This window comes from Enterobacter hormaechei subsp. hoffmannii (genome assembly GCF_001729745.1).
Lineage (GTDB): Bacteria > Pseudomonadota > Gammaproteobacteria > Enterobacterales > Enterobacteriaceae > Enterobacter > Enterobacter intestinihominis.
Genome location: NZ_CP017186.1, coordinates 2,300,607 through 2,320,560, shown reverse-complemented (window position 1 = coordinate 2,320,560; position 19,954 = coordinate 2,300,607). Strand labels below are relative to the sequence as shown.

Here is a 19,954-nt window from a genome sequence, read left to right as displayed (position 1 = left end):
TTACATTGCGCAAAAATGAAGGGCCTGTAAAACGACGACAGACCCTGAATATTATCTGTGTATTTTAGCAAAGCTCAGGTTTTACGATTTTCGCTTTTGTGTCCTTGGGATGCGCTGTATCAATGACTGGATGGCTATTCGCGATAAAAAATTGCGAGAAATTGTTACCAGAGCGCATAAATACGCACATCCGCTCTCGACGATGCGGCGCGTGATGCCTATTATGCATAGGTTTCGCTTTAACTATGGGGAGGAAGGTATGCGTTCTGCATTTTGGGTCGGATGTGCCGCGTTACTGTTGTCGGCATGCAGCAATGAACCTGTACAGCAGGCGACAGCGGCACACGTTACGCCAGGTATGCGAGCGGCTATGTCCAGTTCAGGCCAGGCCAACTGCGCAATGATCGGAGGGTCACTCTCCGTTGCCCGTCAGCTCGACGGCTCCGCTATCGGCATGTGCGCGTTGCCAAACGGCAAACGCTGTAGTGAGCAGTCGCTTGCCGTAGGATCGTGCGGGAGTTACTGAGTTATTCAACTCGCTTAAACATTAAAGACTTATTGGCTGTCGCCAGCGTTAACTGGTCTTCGGTCAGGTCTACCTGAGCGCCTGTGCGTAGCATATCGGCGAGGGTCTGATCCAGTTCATTAAGCTGCGGCTCGATGCAGAGTTTCCGCGTCATTGCCAGCGTTTTGACCGTCAACTCTCCTTCGGACAATTTTCCCTGGCCGTTGAAGCCGTTGCACATTGTGCCGGAGACGGCAATGTTGTTAATCAGGCTGATACTGGGCTGCGCGCTGAACCGAATTTCAGGCTGCGTTTTCAGGCCCTTAACCGCTTTGCCATCAACGTTTTCCAGCACGAAACGGTGATTCTCTAACTGATCGGTCTGAACGGAGGCTTTACCGGGATTAACGCATCCCGCCAGTGCGAGGCTGATTAAACTTACTGCCGCGAGCTTTTTCATTTTTCTTCTCAAACTATCAATGCTGTAAATATTTTTTCAGTGTAACCATACCCTCCAGGGTGTTAATGGGGTTTATCTGAAAGTGCGAGATAAGGACCGGGCGGCAACGCACCCGGTGAATGAATTAGTGCGATTTAAATCCGGCTGCGGCCATCAGCATTTTAAAGAGCATACTTACGCAGGCCAGTGCCAGGACGCTGCCGCCCCAGATGATGGCAAGCCACATCAAACGTTTCCATACAGGTTGTTGCATCAGTGATAACCCTCCCCATGCTGTACTTTTCCGCGAAAAACGTAATAACTCCAGAAGGTGTAGACCAGAATCACAGGAATGATCAACAGTGCGCCCACCATCATGAAGCCCTGGCTTTGGGCTGGCGCAGCGGCCTGCCAGAGGGTAATGTCCGGCGGGATGATATGCGGCCAGATGCTGATCCCAAGCCCGCTAAAGCCAAGAAAAACCAGCCCTAACGTCATGATAAACGGCAGAGTATGGCTCGCAGGATCGTTCAGGCAGCGCCACTGGCACAGACTCAGGATCGCAACCAGCGCAGGAACGGGCAGCAGATAAAACAGATTCGGCAGCGTAAACCAGCGCGCAGCAATGGCTGGTTGGGCGAGAGGGGTCCATATACTGATTACCGCAATGAATACCAGAAGCAGGAGCAGAAGCACTTTCGATACCTGACGCATCCGCTGTTGCAGGGCATTTTCACTTTTCATTACCAGCCACGTTGATCCTAACAGCGCGTAAGCCACCACAAGACCCGCACCGCAGAAAAGATTGAACGCGGTAAACCAGTCAAACGGACCACCGCTGTAAGCGCGACCGGTGACGCTGAACCCGTGGATGACCGCGCCGACGGTGATGCCCTGGCTGAAGGCCGCCACAATTGACCCGCCAATAAAGGCCTTATCCCAGAACGGACGGTGCGCCGGAGTCGCTTTGAAGCGAAATTCGAAGGCGACGCCACGAAATATAAGCCCGATCAGCATTATTGTAAGTGGACTGGTTAGCGCGTCGATGATCACCGCATAGGCGAGAGGAAAGGCGCCAAACAGGGCCGCACCGCCAAGCACCAGCCAGGTTTCGTTGCCGTCCCAGACGGGAGCCACGCTGTTGACCATTACGTCGCGATCGTCCGCATTCGGCGTTATCGGAAACAGTATGCCTATCCCCAGATCAAAACCGTCCATCACGATATACATCAACGTGGCGAAAACGATAATCACGAACCAGATAATGGAAAGATCGATACCCATTACGGTTACTCCTTAAATTCAGTGGTGACGGCAGAAAGCGGACGAGCAGGGCGGCCATCGGATTCAGTCGCGAAGGATTCATAAGGCTGCGGCCCTTTTTTAATCAGACGCACCATATAGCTGTAACCCACGCCGAACACCGCGGTATAAACCACGAAGAAGGCCAGCAAGCTGATGCTCATGTGCAGATCGCCATGTGCGGAAACCGCATCCTTCGTACGCTGTAGCCCATAGACGACCCAGGGCTGGCGGCCGACCTCCGTTGTTACCCATCCGGCGAGGATCGCGATCAGCCCGGACGGCCCCATCAGCAGGGCAAACCACAGGAAGGAACGTGAGGTGTAGAGGCGCTGTTTGTAACGCAGCCAGACCGCCACCATGCCCAGGAAGAGCATCAACATCCCTAAACCGGCCATGATGCGGAAAGACCAAAAGACAATGGTGGCGTTCGGGCGATCGTCTTTTGGGAACTCCTTCAATGCCGGAACCTGTTTATCGAAACTGTGGGTCAGGATAAGGCTGCCGAGAGCGGGAATTTCAAGGCTAAAACGGGTCCGTTCCTGATCCATATCCGGCCAGCCAAACAGCAGCAGTGGAGTAGGCTCACCCGGCGAATTCTCCCAGTGGCCTTCAATGGCGGCTATTTTCGCGGGCTGGTGTTTTAAGGTATTAAGCCCGTGCATATCACCCACCAGTGCCTGAACAGGGGCTACGATCAACGTCATCCACAACGCCATGGAGAACATGGTGCGAATGGCAGGGGTGTTGTTTCCGCGCAGCAAATGCCAGGCCGCGGAGGCTCCGACAAACAGTGCACTGCTGAGAAATGCCGCTATCGACATGTGCAGCAGGCGGTAAGGGAAGGAGGGGTTAAACACCACGGCAAACCAGTCCACCGGAACGACCTGACCGTTGATGATTTCATACCCTTGCGGTGTCTGCATCCAGCTGTTTGACGAGAGGATCCAGAACGTAGACATGAGGGTCCCCAGTGCCACCATGCAGGTCGAAAAGAAGTGCAGCCCCGGCCCGACCTTATTCCAGCCAAACAACATTACCCCGAGGAACCCCGCCTCAAGGAAGAACGCGGTGAGCACTTCATAGGTCAGCAGAGGGCCGGTAATGCTGCCCGCAAACTGCGAAAACCCGCTCCAGTTGGTGCCAAACTGATAAGCCATCACCAGGCCGGAGACCACGCCCATCCCAAAGTTGACGGCGAAGATCTTCGACCAGAAATGGTACAGCGAACGCCAGACGGGGTTTTTTGTTTTCAGCCACAGCCCTTCCAGCACGGCGAGATAGCTCGCCAGGCCAATGGTTATCGCCGGAAAAATAATATGAAAGGATACGGTAAAGGCGAACTGTATTCGCGCAAGATGAAACGCATCTGGACCAAACATGCACTGCCTCAATGTTAAACGGTGTGCTGTTATGATAAAGAGGGGGAAAATGAGATATCAGAAGCAGAAATTGATAATTTATCTATAACAGTTGTGGGAAAAGGTGAACTTTATCTGGCTGATATAGCTAACAAGGAAGAATAAAAAATTTCTTTTTATGATTTTTACGCATTAAACAGCTTGCTTTGTCGCCAGCAACATGCGTTAATGGATTTCTGGTTTTGAATCCAAATAAATATCTGACGTAGTTTTATAAAGCAGTTCTCATCACGTTGTGCCTCTCCGCAGCCTCTCTTGGGTCTTTATCTACATTCCGATTAGTTTTGTATCGAACCAACTTTTGCCTGATCGGCTCATGAGTAATTTACGTTTTTACGTTTACAGGAGAATCCTATGACTTCTTATATCCATTTCCGCTGCCCATGCTGTCATGGCTCGCAGTACCGCACCTCAGCTTTTGATGTGTCTGACAAAAATCCGTTCGGCGCAAAATGCATTTTCTGCAAATCGTCGATGATCACGCTCGACCACCTGGCCGCAGCGCGTTCTGCTCAGAATCACATTACTGAGTATCGCAAGTAATCTGCCGCGTTTCCCATAACAGTTAGCAAATTCTTCTCTTTTTCTCCTGCTGATATACACTGTCAGCAATAAGGAGAATCTGATGAAAAAATACCAGCGTCTGGCGCAACAAATTATCTCGCAGATTGAGCTTGGCGTATGGTTGCCGGGCGATAAGCTGCCTTCTCTGCGAGAGCAGGCGGCAAGCAGCGGCATGAGTTTCATGACCGTGGGCCACGCGTATCAGATGCTGGAAAGTCAGGGGCGCATTGTTGCCAGACCGCAGTCAGGCTATTACGTTGCCGCCCGTCCGACCACACACCAGCCAGCACCGCCCGCGCAGGTGATGCGCGATGAAGTAGTTGACATCAACACCTATATCTTCGACGTGCTACAGGCCAGCCGCGACCCCTCCGTTGTCCCTTTTGCCTCGGCATTTCCCGATCCGCGCCTATTCCCGCTTCAGCAACTCAACCGCTCGCTGGCTAATGTCAGTAAAACGGCCACGGCCATGAGCGTGATTGAAAACCTGCCGCCGGGTAACGTCGACTTACGTCATGCCATTGCCCGTCGCTACGCTCAGCAGGGGATGAATATCTCCCCGGATGAAATTGTGATCACCGCGGGCGCGCTTGAGGCGCTCAACCTCAGTTTGCAGGCTGTGACTGAACCAGGGGACTGGGTTATCGTTGAAAATCCCTGTTTTTATGGCGCACTCCAGGCGCTTGAACGTCTGAAACTGAAAGCGCTGTCGGTTGCCACTGACGTGCGTGAGGGCATCGATCTCAGTGCCCTTGAGCAGGCGTTAAAAGATTATCCGGTGAAAGCCTGCTGGCTGATGACCAACAGTCAGAACCCGCTCGGCTTCACGCTGAGTGCAGAGAAGAAAGCTCAGCTGGTGGCCTTACTCACCCGGCATAACGTCACGCTGATTGAAGACGATGTTTACAGCGAACTCTACTTTGGCCGCGAAAAGCCGCTTCCGGCAAAGGCCTGGGATAAGCAGGATATGACGTTGCACTGCTCCTCATTCTCCAAGTGTCTGGTGGCCGGTTTCCGTATTGGCTGGGTGGCGGCGGGAAAACATGCGCGCCGTATTCAGCAGTTGCAGCTGATGAGTACGTTATCCACCAGCTCTCCCATGCAGCTGGCGCTGGTGGATTACCTGGCGACCAAACGTTACGACGCCCACCTTCGTCGCCTGCGACGCACGCTTGCTGAACGCAAACAGCAGGCCTGGCAATCGCTTTTGCGCCATATGCCTGCTGGTGTCAAAATCCATCACAACGACAGCGGCTATTTTTTATGGCTGGAACTGCCTGAACAGCTGGATGCGGGGCGGTTGAGTGAGAAGGCATTAACCCATCAAATCAGCATTGCGCCCGGTAAGATGTTTTCCACCTCCAATATCTGGACACCGTTTTTCCGTTTCAATACCTCATGGGGCTGGGGCGAGCGGGAGGAGCAGGCGGTCGTCCAGCTGGCGGGGTTAATCCGCGAAATGATGCTGCACCCAGTCACACCTTGATGAAAATTCCTGAAGCGACATGATGCGCGGTCTACCTTTAGTAAGGGAGTGCGGATTGGTAACGTGACGTTGTCACGTATCGGCCCGCCAGAACGTGTGCTGACAGCGAAAACAATGTCGATTTCAACAGGACGATGCTATGCAAAATCAATTGCTGATTAATGGTGAACTGGTGACCGGCGAAGGTGAGAAGCAGGCGGTTTATAATCCTGCCACGGGTGAAGTGCTGCTGGAGATGGCTGAAGCGTCGGCAGCACAGGTGGACGCTGCCGTCCAGGCTGCCGATCGCGCGTTCACAGAGTGGGGACAAACGACGCCGAAAACGCGCGCCGAATGTCTGTTGAAACTGGCTGATGTGATAGAAGCCAACGCTGACGCGTTCGCAAAACTGGAGTCCCTTAACTGCGGGAAACCGCTGCACTGCGTCCAGGGGGATGAGATCCCGGCCGTGGTCGATGTGTTTCGCTTCTTTGCAGGAGCCGCTCGCTGCCTGAACGGGCTGGCTGCCGGAGAATATCTCGAAGGACATACCTCGATGATCCGCCGCGACCCGGTTGGCGTTGTCGCCTCTATTGCCCCCTGGAACTATCCTCTGATGATGGCGGCGTGGAAGCTGGCGCCCGCGCTGGCGGCGGGAAACTGTGTCGTCATCAAGCCATCTGAAACTACCCCGTTGACGGCGCTGAAGCTGGCGGAACTGGCGAAAGATATCTTCCCGCCAGGCGTGCTGAACGTGCTGTTTGGTCGCGGCAAAACCGTAGGAGATCCGCTGACCGGTCACGAAAAAGTCCGTATGGTTTCTCTCACTGGCTCTATTGCCACCGGAGAACATATTATCGGGCATACCGCATCTTCAGTGAAACGTACCCATATGGAATTGGGCGGAAAAGCCCCGGTCATTGTCTTTGACGATGCAGATTTGGATGCCGTGGTTGAAGGCGTGCGCACGTTTGGTTTCTACAATGCCGGTCAGGATTGCACCGCAGCCTGTCGTATCTATGCCCAGAAGGGGATTTACCCCGCGCTGGTCGAAAAGCTGGGCGCAGCCGTTGCCAGCCTGAAAATGGGCGCGCCGGACGATGCGTCAACGGAGCTGGGACCGCTCAGCTCCGCAGCGCATCTTTCCCGCGTTAGTGCTGCCGTGGATGAAGCCAAAGCCCTCGGACATATCCGCGTCGTCACCGGTGGCAGTAAAAAAGAGGGGGCAGGATATTACTTCCAGCCAACGCTGCTGGCCGGGGCGAAGCAGGAAGATGCGATCGTCCAGCGAGAAGTGTTTGGCCCGGTGGTCAGCGTGACAGAATTTGAGGATGAAGCGCAGGTGCTGAGCTGGGCTAACGATTCGCAATACGGCCTGGCCTCGTCCGTCTGGACAAAAGACGTCGGACGCGCCCATCGACTCAGCGCACGGTTGCAGTATGGCTGCACCTGGGTCAATACCCATTTTATGCTGGTGAGCGAAATGCCGCACGGCGGAATGAAATTATCCGGTTACGGCAAAGATATGTCGGTCTACGGACTTGAGGATTACACGGTAGTCCGACATGTGATGATCAAACACTAAACCCTCATGCCCGGCGCAGTGCCGGGCGATTCAGCTTACCAGCCACATACCTCGTGTTCATTTTCCGTATCGTAGGCGCGAACGGTATTCACCAGATCCTTCACGACATCTGCCGCGACGTCCGGGATCAGCAGCTCCATTGGCGCTTCTGTTTCATAATCCACCGACACGCCGTTGCTGTTGTTGGTGACGCTCACGGTATAGGTAGCCTTACCCATTATTTACTCCTTATGCGTGTTGACCACTTTACCGATACCCGCACCGCTGAGCGTGACGGCAGGATCCGCGAAAAAGTCGATATTAAAATACGTGTCGTCAGTCAGTAGCTCAATGCGGTGCCATTTTTGCGGTGGCGAGATGCCAAAAGAACCGGCCTCAATGATCACTTCCAGATCGGGTTCGGTGGCATCGCCATCGGCAAAGCCAAAGTAACGCACCGCACCCTGCATGACGGACAACCGACCGTACACGCCGGCTTTGGTGTTGTGATGGGTAAAAAGCGCTTTTGGGGCGCTCTCTTTATTCCAGAACGGCGTCGAGCGGGTATGAACAAAGTTTTCAGGAATACGTAACATAATAGTTTCCTTCATGTTGTCGGACGCTTAAAGGGACTTAAGCACCTCAGGTTCAACAAAGAATTCAATATTGAACAAGGTATCGTCGGTCATCACCTCAATGTGGTGCCATCTCTCTGGCGGGAAAACGCCAAAACGACCCGCTTCAATGACGAGCTCGCTGTCAGGCTCAGGTGTAAATTCATCAGCATAGCCCAGATAACGCACCGCGCCGCGCATCACCGACAGGCGAGGGTAAACGCCCGGCTGCGTGCCCGTATCAAGGTGACGTTTAAAAATGCCGGCGGGGGCCGTTTCTTTGTTCCAGAAAGGCGTGGAACGGGTGTGAATGCAACTCTGCGGAATGCGTAGCATGTTTCCTCCCTTAAAAGCCTGCTTTTATTAGACTGCTTTCTGCAGGGATGGATTTACCAAAAAGTGCATTTTATATGCATCTTATCAATAATAACCGTTTTGCTTTACCCGGCGTTGTTACACAAGGTACTCAGTTGTTATTATCATTAATAATTAAGTGGTTATTGTGTAACGAAAAAACTTGATCTGTGTCAACATATGACGCATATTGCGTGCGGTTATTTTTCGGCTCAGGTAAACAGAATGACGTTGTATCAAAAGATGTTGGTTTTCTACGCAATCATGGCCTCCATCTGCGCATTAATTACCTGGTTCCTGTCTAAAGATCGTAAACGTATTCGCCTGTTGAGCGCATTCCTGGTGGGATCTACCTGGCCGATGAGCTTTCCTGTTGCCCTGTTAATCTCTCTTTTCTGAAGCACGCTTCAAGAATCGGCATCCAGACATAGCACTTCATACATTGAGGCTGTATAAATATACAGTCCGTCATACATGGAGTGCTTATGAACAGTTTCTATTCACAGCAAGCAGGCTGCACGGTGCGCTGGCAGGATCTTCCCGGTTTCGGTGACCCGGTTGTGTTTATCCACGGGTTGGGCTGTGCATCGTCGTATGAATATCCTCGTATTGTCTGTGATACCCGTTTTGGGGGGCGCAGAGCCATTCTGATCGATCTCCCCGGTAGCGGTTACAGTGACAAACCTGACAACTACCGTTATCGCACGAGCGAACAGGCGCAGGTGGTGGTTGAACTGTTAAACCATCTCGCCCTGGATAGTCTCTGGCTGTATGGTCATAGCATGGGGGGGAGTATCGCGATCGAAACGGCAGCACTGTTAACGTCGCGCGTTAAGGGCCTGATAGTATCTGAACCCAATTTTCATGCGGGTGGCGGGATGTTCAGCCGAGCAATTGCGGCCCAAACGGAACAACATTTTCTGGAACAGGGCTATGATGACATGCTGCGGGCGGAAACGTCGCCGTGGGCTGGAAGCCTTCAAAGCAATGCCCCCTGGGCCGTCTGGCGCGGCGCAACAAGCCTGGTCGAGGGCGTTAAACCTGACTGGGCACACCTGTTCTTGTCATTGAGCTGCCCGGTAATGTTAGTTTTTGGTGAGCGATCCCTGCCTGATGACGATTTTAATCGCCTGCAACAAAACGGCGTTGCTGTAAAAATTATCCCTGATGCGGGCCATTCAATGTCCTGGGAAAACCCGTCAGCGTTGGCTCAGGCTTTGTCTGGCTTCATAAACGGCTCATGAATGGGTAGCCCGCATTGCTGCGGGCTGCAATGATTAAGACAGCAAGGCAGACAAGGCTTTCCGCGCAGCAGGCTTAATGTCATACGGGCACTGATAATCCACATTCTCAATCGCGCGGGTGTAGAGCGCAACCAGCCAGTCATAAACATAGGCTGTCGCCGCGTGAACAGGCTGCTCGCCAAGTCGGGTAAGCCGGGGTGAAGCGCAGCTCACAACTGGCGTCACAAAAATTGGCTGACCTTTGCGGATCCGGCTTGCAGGCCGTTCAGAAACGGGCGTCAGTTCATAGCCAAGCCAGCTAACGAAATTGCCTGTCGCGGCATGCAGCTGCGCAGCACTGCTTTTATCTGTTTCTGCAATGCGTTGCAGTTGCAGCGGCAGATCCAGCCGGTAGCTGGTAACGATCAGCACATCCGCAATTTGCTGCAATACCTCTGGGTCCAGGCCCAGACGGGCGGCGGCCGCGTCGTTTCGACTCCACTGACGAAGATGGTTAACCCACACGTTATGGGCCAGTCGCGCCTTGTCTTTGGTCTGCAACGTGCCTGGATATTCCGGCGTCTCTTCCGCAAACAGATCGATAACGTCGTTAAACAGGCCGTTGACCTGTTCCTCACGGGGCTGGTGAACCGTCAGCAGCGTCTCAAACGCGTTTAACGGCGGCAGAAGCCCCTCAAGCAGTTCACCATGACGAGCGGCGCTGCCTTGCAGCGTTCGGACCATTTTTTCGGCCTCTGCCCGCCCTGCGCCTGGCTCCTGAGTGAGTGGGGCGACGTATGCGCGCATCAGCGTCGAAAGAGACTGTTGCAACAGCCTTTTCAGCGCGTGGAGACGCTTCTGGCGCTGTGCTGGAAGGGTAGCCTGCGACAGCCATTCAATTACCCGCTGCATGCTGTGGGTATCGAGCGCCTGGAGCGTGCCCCAGCGCAGACCCGGCTGGCCCAGCAACTGTTGCACCGCTTCGTCCAGATTCTGCTTTGTGGTAAACCGCGCATCGTGAGGGGTAATGGCCCAGACCAGGCCCGGCAACGCGGACTCTTCCACCGGCTGCGTCTCTTTGACCCAGTTTTGCAGGAGTCTGGCCGTTTTTGCCGTCTGCTGGTGGTGGGCCGTCGCATTGCAGATAACCAGGACATCAGGCTGTATGTGCTGACGATAATGCTCCAGCAACCACAGGCATTTTGCCTGCGTCATCAGCGGCGTGTTTTCCTCAGAAATGGCCGGAATATCAATAATATCTACGTTATCCAGAACGCAGTTTTCAACGGGCAGCACCACTTCGCGGGTCAGGCAGGCCAGCACATCGACGGGCAGGCTAATGGCATTAAGCAACTCGCCGTTATTTACCGGATGAAGCAATGTTTCCTGCGCTTCCGGCACGGTAAAGGCCCCGTGAGTAAGGAAACCTTCACACGGCAGACCAAAACTGTCCACCAGCAGACTCAACGGCGCCGCAAGCGCGCTGGCATGGCTGGTTTGATGCAGCACCTGGGCGAGTTTAAGCCACTGCTGGGTTAACTCCTGCTGCTCACCCCACAGCAGAGACCAGACGCTGGCGCGGGTGCTGAGATCAAGCGACGGAACCAGCAGGGCAAACTGGTGCCACAGGGCATCATCAATATGCTGCTTAGCGCCGGGTACTACGGTTTGCCAGAACCGGGCAACGGTCGCGACTTCCTGCGCCGTTATTCCCGGCACGCTGTGCGGCTGACGCAGCGTACGCCACTTCTCAAGCCGGGCTTCAATCACCGATTTATCCACCGCGCGGATCTGCGGATCCAACGTGGTGCGGGCGATAAACAGCTGTACCAGCTCGGCCTCCGTTACCAGGCGCAGGCGTAAGGGAAACGCGTCGTCTGCGACCTCGCGGGACGCTCTGCTGAAACGCACGGCCATGTTGGTCGGTGCATGCCCGGGGTTAATATGCGAGAAGTAATCAAACGTGCGTTGACCCGGCGTAACGTTCAGCCGTTCGTCCCCGCTGCCGCAAAGAGCAGCCAGCAGGTGCGCTTTTGCGGCCTGCGAGTGGCCGTATAAGCCGATGCTGCCCTGGCTGACAAGGGCAGCATCGAGCGCCTCTTCACGCGCGCTTACTGCGTTAAGACGGGCAAGCAGGGCGTCGGCTTCGTTATCCAGCATCGGGGCGTGCTGTCGCGTCTCGTTTATCCACCCGATTAAGGCCTGAGTGGTGGCAGTCGTCGCAGTCATTTGAGGTATACGCTCCCGCTGTCGATCCAGTAGTGGCTGCCGCTGTGTCGGCGATCGGCCAGAGTATTCAGTTTAAATGTCAGGGCATCCGGCGGCACGGGCGTGCCGTCCTGTAGCCAGGCATCACTCAGCTCGAAAGATTCCGGGCCTTCCTGCTTAGTGCCGCCACGCAGCTTCAGGCGCACGTTCAGTACACCGTCGCCCGCAATAGCTTTCGCCAGCTCGGCTGAGTTGATGCTCAGGGTATAGAGCGGCGTCGCGGGCCAGCGGGCATTGGCCAGTTGCCGGAAGCCGAGCGTAACGTTGCCGCGCAGCGGGAAGTGCAGACGGGCGTCCAGTTTCGCGCCGGGTTTATCGAGGTCTATATCGTGATACCAGACGTTCTCGTCCCGCAGGGTATTGATGGTGTTATCCAGCACGCCCAGATAGCGCACCGTAGAGTACGCGCCGATATCCGCTGCTTTAAAGTTAAAGCGCGGCAGACGAAGATCCAGCGCCAGGCTACAGAGCATCGCTCCCACCGCAGCGGTGGATTTCGGGTTGCCGATCCGTCCCTGCTGGCTGAACGGATACCATTCATGAACCTGGTATTTATCCAGCCAGACGATGCGGTTGACGGGCACCGGTTGCAGGTGGCGAATCAAGGCCTGAACGCCCGGCAGACAGCCCGGCCGTCCCGTGATAAGCAGGATATCGCAGCTGTAATGAGAGATCGCCTCACATACCGCATGAAGCGGGGCGGCAAGCGTGAACTGACCCGCCAGCATGGCGTCCCGCATCTCCCGGAAGCTGACGTGCAGCGGGACGCTGAACAGATCAAAGTGTTCTGAGCCGGCAGGCAACGCATGGTCGATCGCCTGCTGGAGATAATTCATCACGTTGCGCGTCGGTTTTTGCGCAAGCAGATCGCCAAAGGTGGCATGCAGCCCGGCCAGCGGATCGTCAACATCGCTCGATTCCCACGCCGCCAGGATCGCGTGACCGATCGGCATAAAGAGCTGAAGCGCCGTCTGCTGGCGCAGGACCGCCTGGGTATCGATCCGCCCGGAGTCACCGAACAGGGATGCCATCAGCTGGGAGGCATCGGCTATGCCGGATTTCTGAAGCTGGGTTTGCAGGGCGGGCAGAACGTAGCGCTGGATCACGTCCAGCAGCGTGTCGTCGCCAGCGACCTTGAACCCTTCGCGGAACAGCAGCTGCGGGGTGATTTTGACGTTATTCCCGGAACCATCATCTAACTGATAGTGCGTGATGGCCATATCCGTCGTGCCGCCGCCGATATCAATCGAGGCCACGCGCAGCGCACGCCCCGGCTGGACGCCAGGCTCAGGCGCGCGATCCGGACGGGCGAGGGAGGCGAAAAAGGCCTCGGTCTGGCCACCAAAATGGGAAATGGCTTCGTTATACAGCCACACCAGCTGGCCGCAGCTGGCCTCGTCCCACTCCATCTGGATCTCAGGGACCGGCACCACGCTTTTTTCCTGCTGCTTGCGGCTGGCAAAATCTTCATCCTGCGGGTGCCAGCCCATCGCTTTCCAGACGATGGCGATGGCTTCGAACATGCGGCGACGGAAAATCTCGCGCTCCTGTTTCGGCATTGCCGAAGGCAGGGTGAGGATCAGCGTCCGCAGCTGGCGGGGAGAGGCCGGGAAGCCGAGCCGCAGGCGGGTGGCCACGCTGTTAATCTGGCCAAGCGCCTGAGCCAGCAGCTCGCAGAGCATGTGCGTCATCAGGGTGCTGCGGCTGTACTGCGGCGAGAACACCGGCAGGCGCTCATCCTGCGGCAGCGTAAAGAGCGGTTCCCCGTCGTCGTTCATCAGGTTCATCAGCGGAAACGCAGTTGCCAGCGGTTCGCGCTGAGTTTTGCTGTTCATCTGGCTAAAGCGCCAGTCCTGCACCACCGGCGTCTCGTCCCACAGATAGCGACGCGGGCTGGAGATACCGCTGTTGCCTTCCGTGCCCAGACGCTGCATCGCCAGCTTACGCGCTTCATCACCCACGCGGACAATGGATGGCCAGACGAACGCATCCTCCCGGCCGCTTTCCACCGAGAAGTGCTGCTTGCCAAAACGCGCTTCGGAAAATTCAAGACGGCTGGTAAAAAGCGGCTCATTCAGAAACTGCGGCTCACTCAGGGAACGCACCTGGAGTTCAGCTGTCTGGCGCAGGCCGTCGTTGGCATCACCATGATCTTCAATAATCACGCCGCAGGTGTGGGTGTTGCCTACGTCAAGGATCAGATCGACAGGAATAGCAGGGGTGCTCAGGGTATGGGTGACAAACTTCACTTCCGGCACGGTGAGTTGTTCACCGAGCATGGAGAGCAGGTTGAGCCAGTGCGCCTGATATTCAAAGCTGCGCATGGCCTGATGCAGCTCGCGCTCGGCGCGTTTTTCAACCCCGTCAGCATATTGTGTGAAGGCTTCACGCAGCCAGCCGTCAATCCAGGTCTGGTCGAGGAAACTCTCAACCTCACTGTCGCGCCAGGCGAGGGCGAAACGCGTGCCGTTAAGAATGTCGTTTTCAACCGGCGACAGGGCAGACGTCGCATGCTCCGCAATCTGGCTGTCGAGCGCGACGGTGACCCGGTGCGTATTGCCTGCCGCGTCGGGCGTGGACAGCTTCCGTACCTGGACGCGCGCCCAGTTATCCGGGCCATCAACAAACGTCCGCGGCGGGTTAAAGCGCAGGAAAGGGAGCGGCAGCCAGACACCGTCCAGCACGGTCAGGGAGTCATGCAGTGGAATGGTGCTTTCAGGCTTGACCACTTCCGGCTTCCCGCCATCGGTGGCAGGCAGCGTGTACCGGCCGTTGACCAGGTCAAAATCCAGGCGCAGCAGCGGGCCATTTGCCGTTTTACGCACGAAACGCCCGTTGCTGGCGGTGTCCTGCGGAGTCAGGCCAAAATCGAGAAACTGTACGCCGCTGTTAGCAATCAGCGTCACGCTCTGTTTATAGTCGCAAAGATTAACCAGCATAGGATCAGACACCTGCTTTCTTGAACGTCAGAGGAACGACGGTGTGGGCATCGTAACGTGCGGTGCATTCCGCCACGTCGCTGGCACCTGCCTTACAGGTCACTTCCGGCATCGGATAGCGTGAACCGTCGGTGCAACGAGCGTTTCCGCGCGTTTTGATCAACAGCTCGCCGTTGCTGTGTAATCCGGAAAAGACGTCTACCCGGCAGACAATGTTGTCGCCATGCACGACCCGGGCGAAACCTTTATTGTTCTGGATCTGGTAGCGCAGAGACGGCGGTTTGCCGGTGAGCGGATCCTGCACATCGAGAAACGCGCGCCAGGTGCCGTTCAGGAAGCGCGTTAACCCCGCTTTGACCTGGTTTGCTTCCATTACCATGGCATCTTTCGGTATCGCGGTAATGACCACCGGTTCGGCTGCCGGGGCAGGCGTCTTCACCTTCGGCTCTACCACTTCTGCCTGATGCAGTGGGAGTTTCAGCTCAAGCGGCTCAACCGTCTCCACGGGGGCCGGAGCAATGGCGACAGGTGCTGGCGCTGGTGAGGTAACTGGCGCTGCGGTCGGGGCCTGTTTTGGCCAGAGCAGCGGCGTGGCAATGGCTGCAATAATGACGGCGGCAACCGGCAGCAACCACAGGGGGGAGCGACGTTTTTTCTGCACCACCGCTGGTGCGGGCTCTGACGGCACGGTGTTCATGCGCACCGGCTCTGGCGTATACAGCTCATTTTCGGTGATACGCACGGTAGCCACAGGCGTGATAAGCGGCGCGTCGGCCTGCTCGAAGGTCACCACCGGGGCCGGTTCTGGCTCAGGTTCAGGTTCAGGTTCGTTAATCATCACGGGTTCAGGTTCAGGGACCAACGATTCGCGCAGGCAGTCCAGCACGTCGTCGCGCGCGTTTTCGTTAAGACTGACGAAACCCCAGAAGCAGATCACCGGTTTGCCATCCACCAGGAAAACAAAGTTTTCACCGGGAAACTGGAACGCTTTAGAGAGCAGAGATCCAAACAGTTGCTGCGCCGTTTTCGGTGACTGAAGGCATTTTTTACTCAGCGACTCCATGCTGGCGAGCGTGTTTTCCAGATAGCGCAGGGCGCGAAAACGATCGTCTTCATCCGCCGCCTTCCAGCTGGAGACGGTTCCCTCAGCCGGGGAGTACCAGTCAACGCGATCGCCGCCGTCATTGACCTGAGGAATGGCCAGGCAATCGACGATAGCCTGCTGTTTGCGCAACCGAAGCGCTTCGCGGATTTGCAGCGCTGATTCAAAAACGGCCTGTCCGCCGCCGCCAACGGCCTGAAAATCATCCAGATTACCGCTGCGTAAAAGTGTTTTTGCCACGATTTGGTCCTGTAGACTTCTTCACGCCATTACTTTAGCGAATCAGGTAAGCAAGCAAACGGCGGAGGAGACGACAAAAGGGACGATTTCTTGCGGCATTGATCGTGACGGTTGTGCTTGACGAATAATGGACCTTAAGGCAAATCGGTTTCTGCGGGCTGATGTTAAAACCAGCGAAATGTACGGCTTTAGAATAACCTGATAGTGATTCGTTATTTGTCAGGCCAAAACGTCTGTGCTGTTATTACTGTTCACTATAATAAAACCGAAAGGGTCATAACCATGTTTACAGGGAAAACCGTGCTCGCCCTCGCGCTGAGCGCGCTGCTACCGGCAAGCGCCGCATGGGCGGCAAACAAAGACACCATTATCTACTGCTCCGAGGCGTCGCCGGAGTCGTTTAACCCGCAGATCGCCAGCTCTGGCCCCTCGTTTGTCGCCAGCTCGCAAACGCTGTATAACCGTCTGATTAACTTCGACCCGGTAAAAAACACGCCGGTGCCTTCTCTTGCGGAGTCGTGGACCATTTCGCCAGACGGCAAAACATACACGTTTACCCTGCGTAAAGGGGTGAAATTCAACAGCAATAAATACTTCAAACCGACCCGTGATTTTAACGCTGATGACGTTATTTTCTCCGTTATGCGTCAGAAAGACCCTAAGCATCCCTATCACAATGTTTCCCAGGGTAATTACGAATACTTTAATGACGTGGGCCTCGACAAGCTCATTCAGGATGTGAAAAAGATCGACGATTATCACGTTCAGTTCACGCTTAGCGAACCCAACGCGGCTTTCCTGGCCGACTGGGGAATGGACTTCGCCTCGATCCTCTCTGCCGAGTACGCGGACGCGATGCTGAAAAAGGGCACGCCTGAAAATGTGGACACCTGGCCAATCGGCACCGGGCCGTATGTGCTTCAGCAGTACAAGGTGGATTCGCTTATCCGCTACGTCGCCAACCCGAACTACTGGGAGGGAGAGGTGCCGACCAAACACCTGATCTTCTCCATCACGCCAAACGTTGAGACGCGTCTGGCGAAGCTGCAAACGAACGAGTGTCAGATCATTCCTGCGCCGTCGCCGGTGCAGTTTGAAGCGATCAAGAAAAACAAAGACCTGACGCTGCACTCGGTGGATGCGCTGAACGTGGGGTACCTGGCGTTCAACACAGAGAAAAAACCGTTTGATAACGTGCTGGTGCGCCAGGCTCTGAATTACGCGACGGACAAAAAGGCCATTGTGAACGCGGTCTTTATGGGGTCTGGTACGGTCGCTAAATCGCCGATCCCGCCGAACATGCTCGGCTTTAACAAAGATCTGAAGGATTACGGCTACGATCCGGAAAAAGCAAAAGCGCTGCTGAAGCAGGCGGGTCTGGAGAAAGGCGCGGAAGTGACCCTCTGGTCCATGCCGGTTCAGCGTCCGTACAACCCGAACTCCCGACGCATTGCAGAGATGATCCAGGCTGACTGGGCGAAGGTGGGCGTGAAGGCGAGAATCGTCTCATATGAGTGGGGGGAATATCTCTCGGGCATGCGCAAAGGCGAGCATGATTCCGCGCTGTTCGGCTGGATGTCTGATAACGGCGATCCGGACAACTTCGCCGATGTGCTGCTGGGTTGTAACAGCATCAAAACCGGATCTAACGCCGCGCGCTGGTGTGATAAGGGGTATGATGAGCTGGTGCAAAAGGCCAAACTCACCAGCAACCCGGACGAACGTGCGAAGCTGTATGGCCAGGCACAGGAGATTTTCTACCAGCAGGCACCGTGGATTGCGTTAGCTAACGGTAAAACGTTCTACGCGACCCGCAGCAATGTGACCGGGTACAGCGTAAGCCTGATGGGCAGCGATTTCTCGAAAGCGAAGCTGAACTGATCGTATTTTGCCGGGTGGCGGCTATGCCTTACCCGGCCTACGGGTGTCAAATGTAGGCCCGGTAAGCGTAGCGCCACCGGGCACGTGAAAAGGAGTGACAATGTCACATTTAAATGATGTTATCGCCCGCGTCGATGCCACCATCGAAGAGAGCGTAATTACTCACATGAACGAACTGCTGATCGAATTAAGCGATGATGCAGAGCTCAGCCGTGAAGATCGCTATACCCAGCAGCAGCGCCTGCGCACCGCGATTGCGCATCATGGTAAGCAGCATAAAGAAGAGGCGGAGGCGCGCCATGCCCACCTTACGCAGGGCGGGACTATTCTGTAAGGGTTAAAACTGGCGCCGTGCCACCAGCCAGGCGCCGACCACCAGCATCACTGCGCCGCAGACCGGGCCAACCAGCGCGCGCAGGGGGACACCGTTGCTCTTGAGGATGTCCATCACCAGGCCGCCAATCAGCTGGCTTGCTACCAGCACGGCAATGGTCGTTGCCGCGCCCACATTCTGATAGCCGCTAATACTGGCAAAGACAAAAAAAGACCCCAGCAGGCCGGGGATCAACGTCCACCAGCGCACCGTTGACGCCAGTTCGTTAAACCCCGCCAGGCCATTTTTCACCAGCAAAATGCTGACAAACAGCACAATCCCCACCAGCGAGTTCAGCAGCATGGCGATAAGAATGGTGGAGGAAGATTGCGTAATGCGCACCATCAGGGTGTTTTGCACCACCAGCCCAATCCCGGCGGCTACCAGAAATGCTAACGTCAACGATTGATTCATGGCAGAGCATCCGGATCGCTGCGCTCATCAAGCTGGAGCTGCATAAAGGTTAAGTCCAGCCAGCGACCGAATTTGGTTCCCACCTGCGGCATATTGCCGGTGGTAATAAAGCCAAGGGTTTCGTGCAGATGAATTGACGCCTGGTTCTGCGCCTCAATACCGGCAACCATCATGTGTTTGCCGATCTGGCCGGCTTCCTTGATTAACTCCTTCATCAGCAGCCGGCCAATGCCTTTGCCCTGATGTTCGGGATGAACGTACACCGAGTGCTCTACCGTGTGGCGAAATCCGTCGAACGCTCTCCAGTCGCCAAATGAGGCGTATCCCGTCACCATTCCGTCTTCTTCACTGACCAGCACTGGATAACCCGACAGAGTACGCGCCTCAAACCATGCGATACGGTTATCGGTGTCGACAGTTTTATCATTCCAGATGGCGGCGGTGTGCAGCACCGCATGGTTATAAATTTCACCGATAGCGGCACAATCTTCTTTGCAGGCATGACGAACAATCATGGGTAACCTCTGGCTGTGTTGTTCACTATAGTAGTACGATTTACTCACAATATTACACAGTTCTTATATTGCATCGCTACGACAAAATCCCTATTTTTTTGTCACAAAACTGCCCCGAAAAACCATCCGTACACTATAGTATGACGTCATGAATACAATGACAGACAATATGAATCAACGCATTAGCGCCCGCATACGCCTTGAACGCGAGTCGCGGGGCTGGTCATTAAGCGAACTGGCCGAACGGGCAGGTATCTCACGCGCCATGATCCATAAGATTGAACGGGGTGACAGTAGCCCAACGGCGACGCTGCTTGCGCGGTTATCCGGTGCCTTCGGTATTAGCATGTCTACGCTTATTGCGCGCGCGGAAATGCAGGAGGGCAAACTGTTACGTCTGGCGAACCAGCCCGTCTGGCGCGATCCGCAAACCCACTATTTGCGTCGCCATGTGTCGCCGCGCAGCGATATGCCTATCGACCTCGTCCAGGTGGAGCTACCCGCAGGTAGCGATGTGCCGATGCCCGCCTCCTCTTATGCGCTGGCACGACAGCTGATTTGGTTGCAGGCAGGTGAACTGGTCTTTCTGGAGGGGGATACTCGCCATGAAATGAAGGCCGGAGATTGTCTGGAACTCGGGCCGCCGAACGACTGCCGGTTTATCAACGAAACGGATGAATCGTGCCTTTATCTGGTCGTGCGGCTTAATCAGTCCGGCTCATAATGCACAGGCGATCCGCAGGATAACGTGCCAGACTTGAATGACATTTT

Annotated in this window: 21 protein-coding genes; 9 read left to right on the top strand and 12 right to left on the bottom strand. The window is 55.4% G+C overall.

All coding sequences use genetic code 11. The annotated features are described in order from the left end of the window. The first annotated feature begins 259 nt into the window (after positions 1 to 259). On the top strand, positions 260 to 526 hold the full coding sequence (locus BFV65_RS10900; RefSeq protein WP_003856935.1) for a putative hemolysin: 267 nt from the start codon (positions 260 to 262) through the stop codon (positions 524 to 526). Between the two features lies 1 nt (position 527). Here BFV65_RS10900 and hslJ read toward each other — a convergent pair whose 3' ends face one another. The 4 genes from hslJ to BFV65_RS10880 all read right to left on the bottom strand — a co-directional run bounded on the left by hslJ (position 528) and on the right by BFV65_RS10880 (position 3,628). Next, positions 528 to 965: a heat shock protein HslJ gene (gene hslJ, locus BFV65_RS10895; RefSeq protein ID WP_069596614.1), complete on the bottom strand. Its 438-nt coding sequence runs from the start codon at positions 963 to 965 to the stop codon at positions 528 to 530. A gap of 124 nt (positions 966 to 1,089) precedes the next feature. Beyond that, complete coding sequence (locus BFV65_RS10890; RefSeq protein ID WP_017693358.1) at positions 1,090 to 1,218, bottom strand: DUF2474 domain-containing protein; 129 nt, start codon at positions 1,216 to 1,218, stop codon at positions 1,090 to 1,092. Then, positions 1,218 to 2,228, bottom strand: coding sequence for a cytochrome d ubiquinol oxidase subunit II (gene cydB / locus BFV65_RS10885; RefSeq protein ID WP_069596613.1), 1,011 nt, complete (start codon positions 2,226 to 2,228; stop codon positions 1,218 to 1,220). Before cydB ends, BFV65_RS10890 begins: the two co-directional genes overlap by 1 nt. 5 nt (positions 2,229 to 2,233) lie before the next feature. Beyond that, complete coding sequence (locus BFV65_RS10880; protein WP_069596612.1) at positions 2,234 to 3,628, bottom strand: cytochrome ubiquinol oxidase subunit I; 1,395 nt, start codon at positions 3,626 to 3,628, stop codon at positions 2,234 to 2,236. A gap of 393 nt (positions 3,629 to 4,021) precedes the next feature. Between BFV65_RS10880 and ymcF the strand changes: the two genes are divergently transcribed. The 3 genes from ymcF (at position 4,022) to patD (ending at position 7,281) form a co-directional block, all read left to right on the top strand. Then, entirely contained in the window at positions 4,022 to 4,210 is a 189-nt protein-coding gene (gene ymcF, locus BFV65_RS10875) for a cold shock small protein YmcF (protein WP_017693360.1), read from the top strand. 82 nt (positions 4,211 to 4,292) lie between these two features. Then, on the top strand, positions 4,293 to 5,717 hold the full coding sequence (locus tag BFV65_RS10870; RefSeq protein ID WP_069596611.1) for an aminotransferase-like domain-containing protein: 1,425 nt from the start codon (positions 4,293 to 4,295) through the stop codon (positions 5,715 to 5,717). Positions 5,718 to 5,856: 139 nt separating this feature from the next. Further along, the gene (gene patD, locus BFV65_RS10865) at positions 5,857 to 7,281 is read left to right on the top strand and encodes an aminobutyraldehyde dehydrogenase (RefSeq protein ID WP_069596610.1); all 1,425 of its coding nucleotides are present in this window, start codon (positions 5,857 to 5,859) and stop codon (positions 7,279 to 7,281) included. Between the two features lie 35 nt (positions 7,282 to 7,316). Here the strand turns inward: patD and BFV65_RS10860 are convergent, their stop codons facing one another. From BFV65_RS10860 to BFV65_RS10850, 3 genes are read right to left on the bottom strand one after another with little or no spacing between them, the layout of a single operon-like run. Continuing rightward, entirely contained in the window at positions 7,317 to 7,499 is a 183-nt protein-coding gene (locus BFV65_RS10860) for a DUF1869 domain-containing protein (protein ID WP_069596609.1), read from the bottom strand. A 3-nt stretch (positions 7,500 to 7,502) separates the two neighbouring features. Further along, positions 7,503 to 7,856, bottom strand: coding sequence for a TehB family protein (locus BFV65_RS10855; RefSeq protein ID WP_022648250.1), 354 nt, complete (start codon positions 7,854 to 7,856; stop codon positions 7,503 to 7,505). Positions 7,857 to 7,883: 27 nt separating this feature from the next. Continuing rightward, complete coding sequence (locus BFV65_RS10850; RefSeq protein WP_022648249.1) at positions 7,884 to 8,210, bottom strand: TehB family protein; 327 nt, start codon at positions 8,208 to 8,210, stop codon at positions 7,884 to 7,886. Positions 8,211 to 8,453: 243 nt separating this feature from the next. Between BFV65_RS10850 and BFV65_RS10845 the strand changes: the two genes are divergently transcribed. Continuing rightward, entirely contained in the window at positions 8,454 to 8,627 is a 174-nt protein-coding gene (locus BFV65_RS10845; protein ID WP_003856960.1) for a GhoT/OrtT family toxin, read from the top strand. A gap of 86 nt (positions 8,628 to 8,713) precedes the next feature. Continuing rightward, positions 8,714 to 9,472, top strand: a complete 759-nt coding sequence (locus tag BFV65_RS10840; protein ID WP_039270671.1) for an alpha/beta fold hydrolase — start codon at positions 8,714 to 8,716, stop codon at positions 9,470 to 9,472. A gap of 33 nt (positions 9,473 to 9,505) precedes the next feature. Here the strand turns inward: BFV65_RS10840 and BFV65_RS10835 are convergent, their stop codons facing one another. From BFV65_RS10835 to BFV65_RS10825, 3 genes are read right to left on the bottom strand one after another with little or no spacing between them, the layout of a single operon-like run. After that, positions 9,506 to 11,680: a virulence factor SrfC family protein gene (locus BFV65_RS10835; RefSeq protein ID WP_069596608.1), complete on the bottom strand. Its 2,175-nt coding sequence runs from the start codon at positions 11,678 to 11,680 to the stop codon at positions 9,506 to 9,508. Then, a complete protein-coding gene (locus BFV65_RS10830) occupies positions 11,677 to 14,658 on the bottom strand; it encodes a virulence factor SrfB (protein ID WP_069596607.1) in 2,982 nt (993 codons plus the stop codon). The genes BFV65_RS10835 and BFV65_RS10830 overlap by 4 nt, the downstream gene beginning before the upstream one ends. Before the next feature lie 4 nt (positions 14,659 to 14,662). After that, complete coding sequence (locus tag BFV65_RS10825) at positions 14,663 to 16,000, bottom strand: SrfA family protein (RefSeq protein ID WP_069596606.1); 1,338 nt, start codon at positions 15,998 to 16,000, stop codon at positions 14,663 to 14,665. A gap of 282 nt (positions 16,001 to 16,282) precedes the next feature. On the opposite strand from BFV65_RS10825, the gene BFV65_RS10820 reads away from it, so the two are divergent. Further along, the gene (locus BFV65_RS10820; protein WP_069596605.1) at positions 16,283 to 17,881 is read left to right on the top strand and encodes an ABC transporter substrate-binding protein; all 1,599 of its coding nucleotides are present in this window, start codon (positions 16,283 to 16,285) and stop codon (positions 17,879 to 17,881) included. A 100-nt stretch (positions 17,882 to 17,981) separates the two neighbouring features. Continuing rightward, a complete protein-coding gene (locus BFV65_RS10815; RefSeq protein WP_022648243.1) occupies positions 17,982 to 18,215 on the top strand; it encodes a YdcY family protein in 234 nt (77 codons plus the stop codon). Between the two features lie 3 nt (positions 18,216 to 18,218). Here BFV65_RS10815 and BFV65_RS10810 read toward each other — a convergent pair whose 3' ends face one another. After that, on the bottom strand, positions 18,219 to 18,668 hold the full coding sequence (locus tag BFV65_RS10810) for a DMT family transporter (protein WP_022648242.1): 450 nt from the start codon (positions 18,666 to 18,668) through the stop codon (positions 18,219 to 18,221). Next, positions 18,665 to 19,183, bottom strand: a complete 519-nt coding sequence (locus tag BFV65_RS10805; RefSeq protein WP_069596604.1) for a GNAT family N-acetyltransferase — start codon at positions 19,181 to 19,183, stop codon at positions 18,665 to 18,667. The genes BFV65_RS10810 and BFV65_RS10805 overlap by 4 nt, the downstream gene beginning before the upstream one ends. Positions 19,184 to 19,331: 148 nt before the next feature. Here BFV65_RS10805 and BFV65_RS10800 point away from each other — a divergent pair, with 148 nt between their 5' ends. After that, positions 19,332 to 19,907 (top strand): helix-turn-helix domain-containing protein, encoded by a 576-nt coding sequence (locus BFV65_RS10800; protein WP_017382277.1) that lies wholly within the window; start codon positions 19,332 to 19,334, stop codon positions 19,905 to 19,907. Positions 19,908 to 19,954 lie beyond the last annotated feature (47 nt).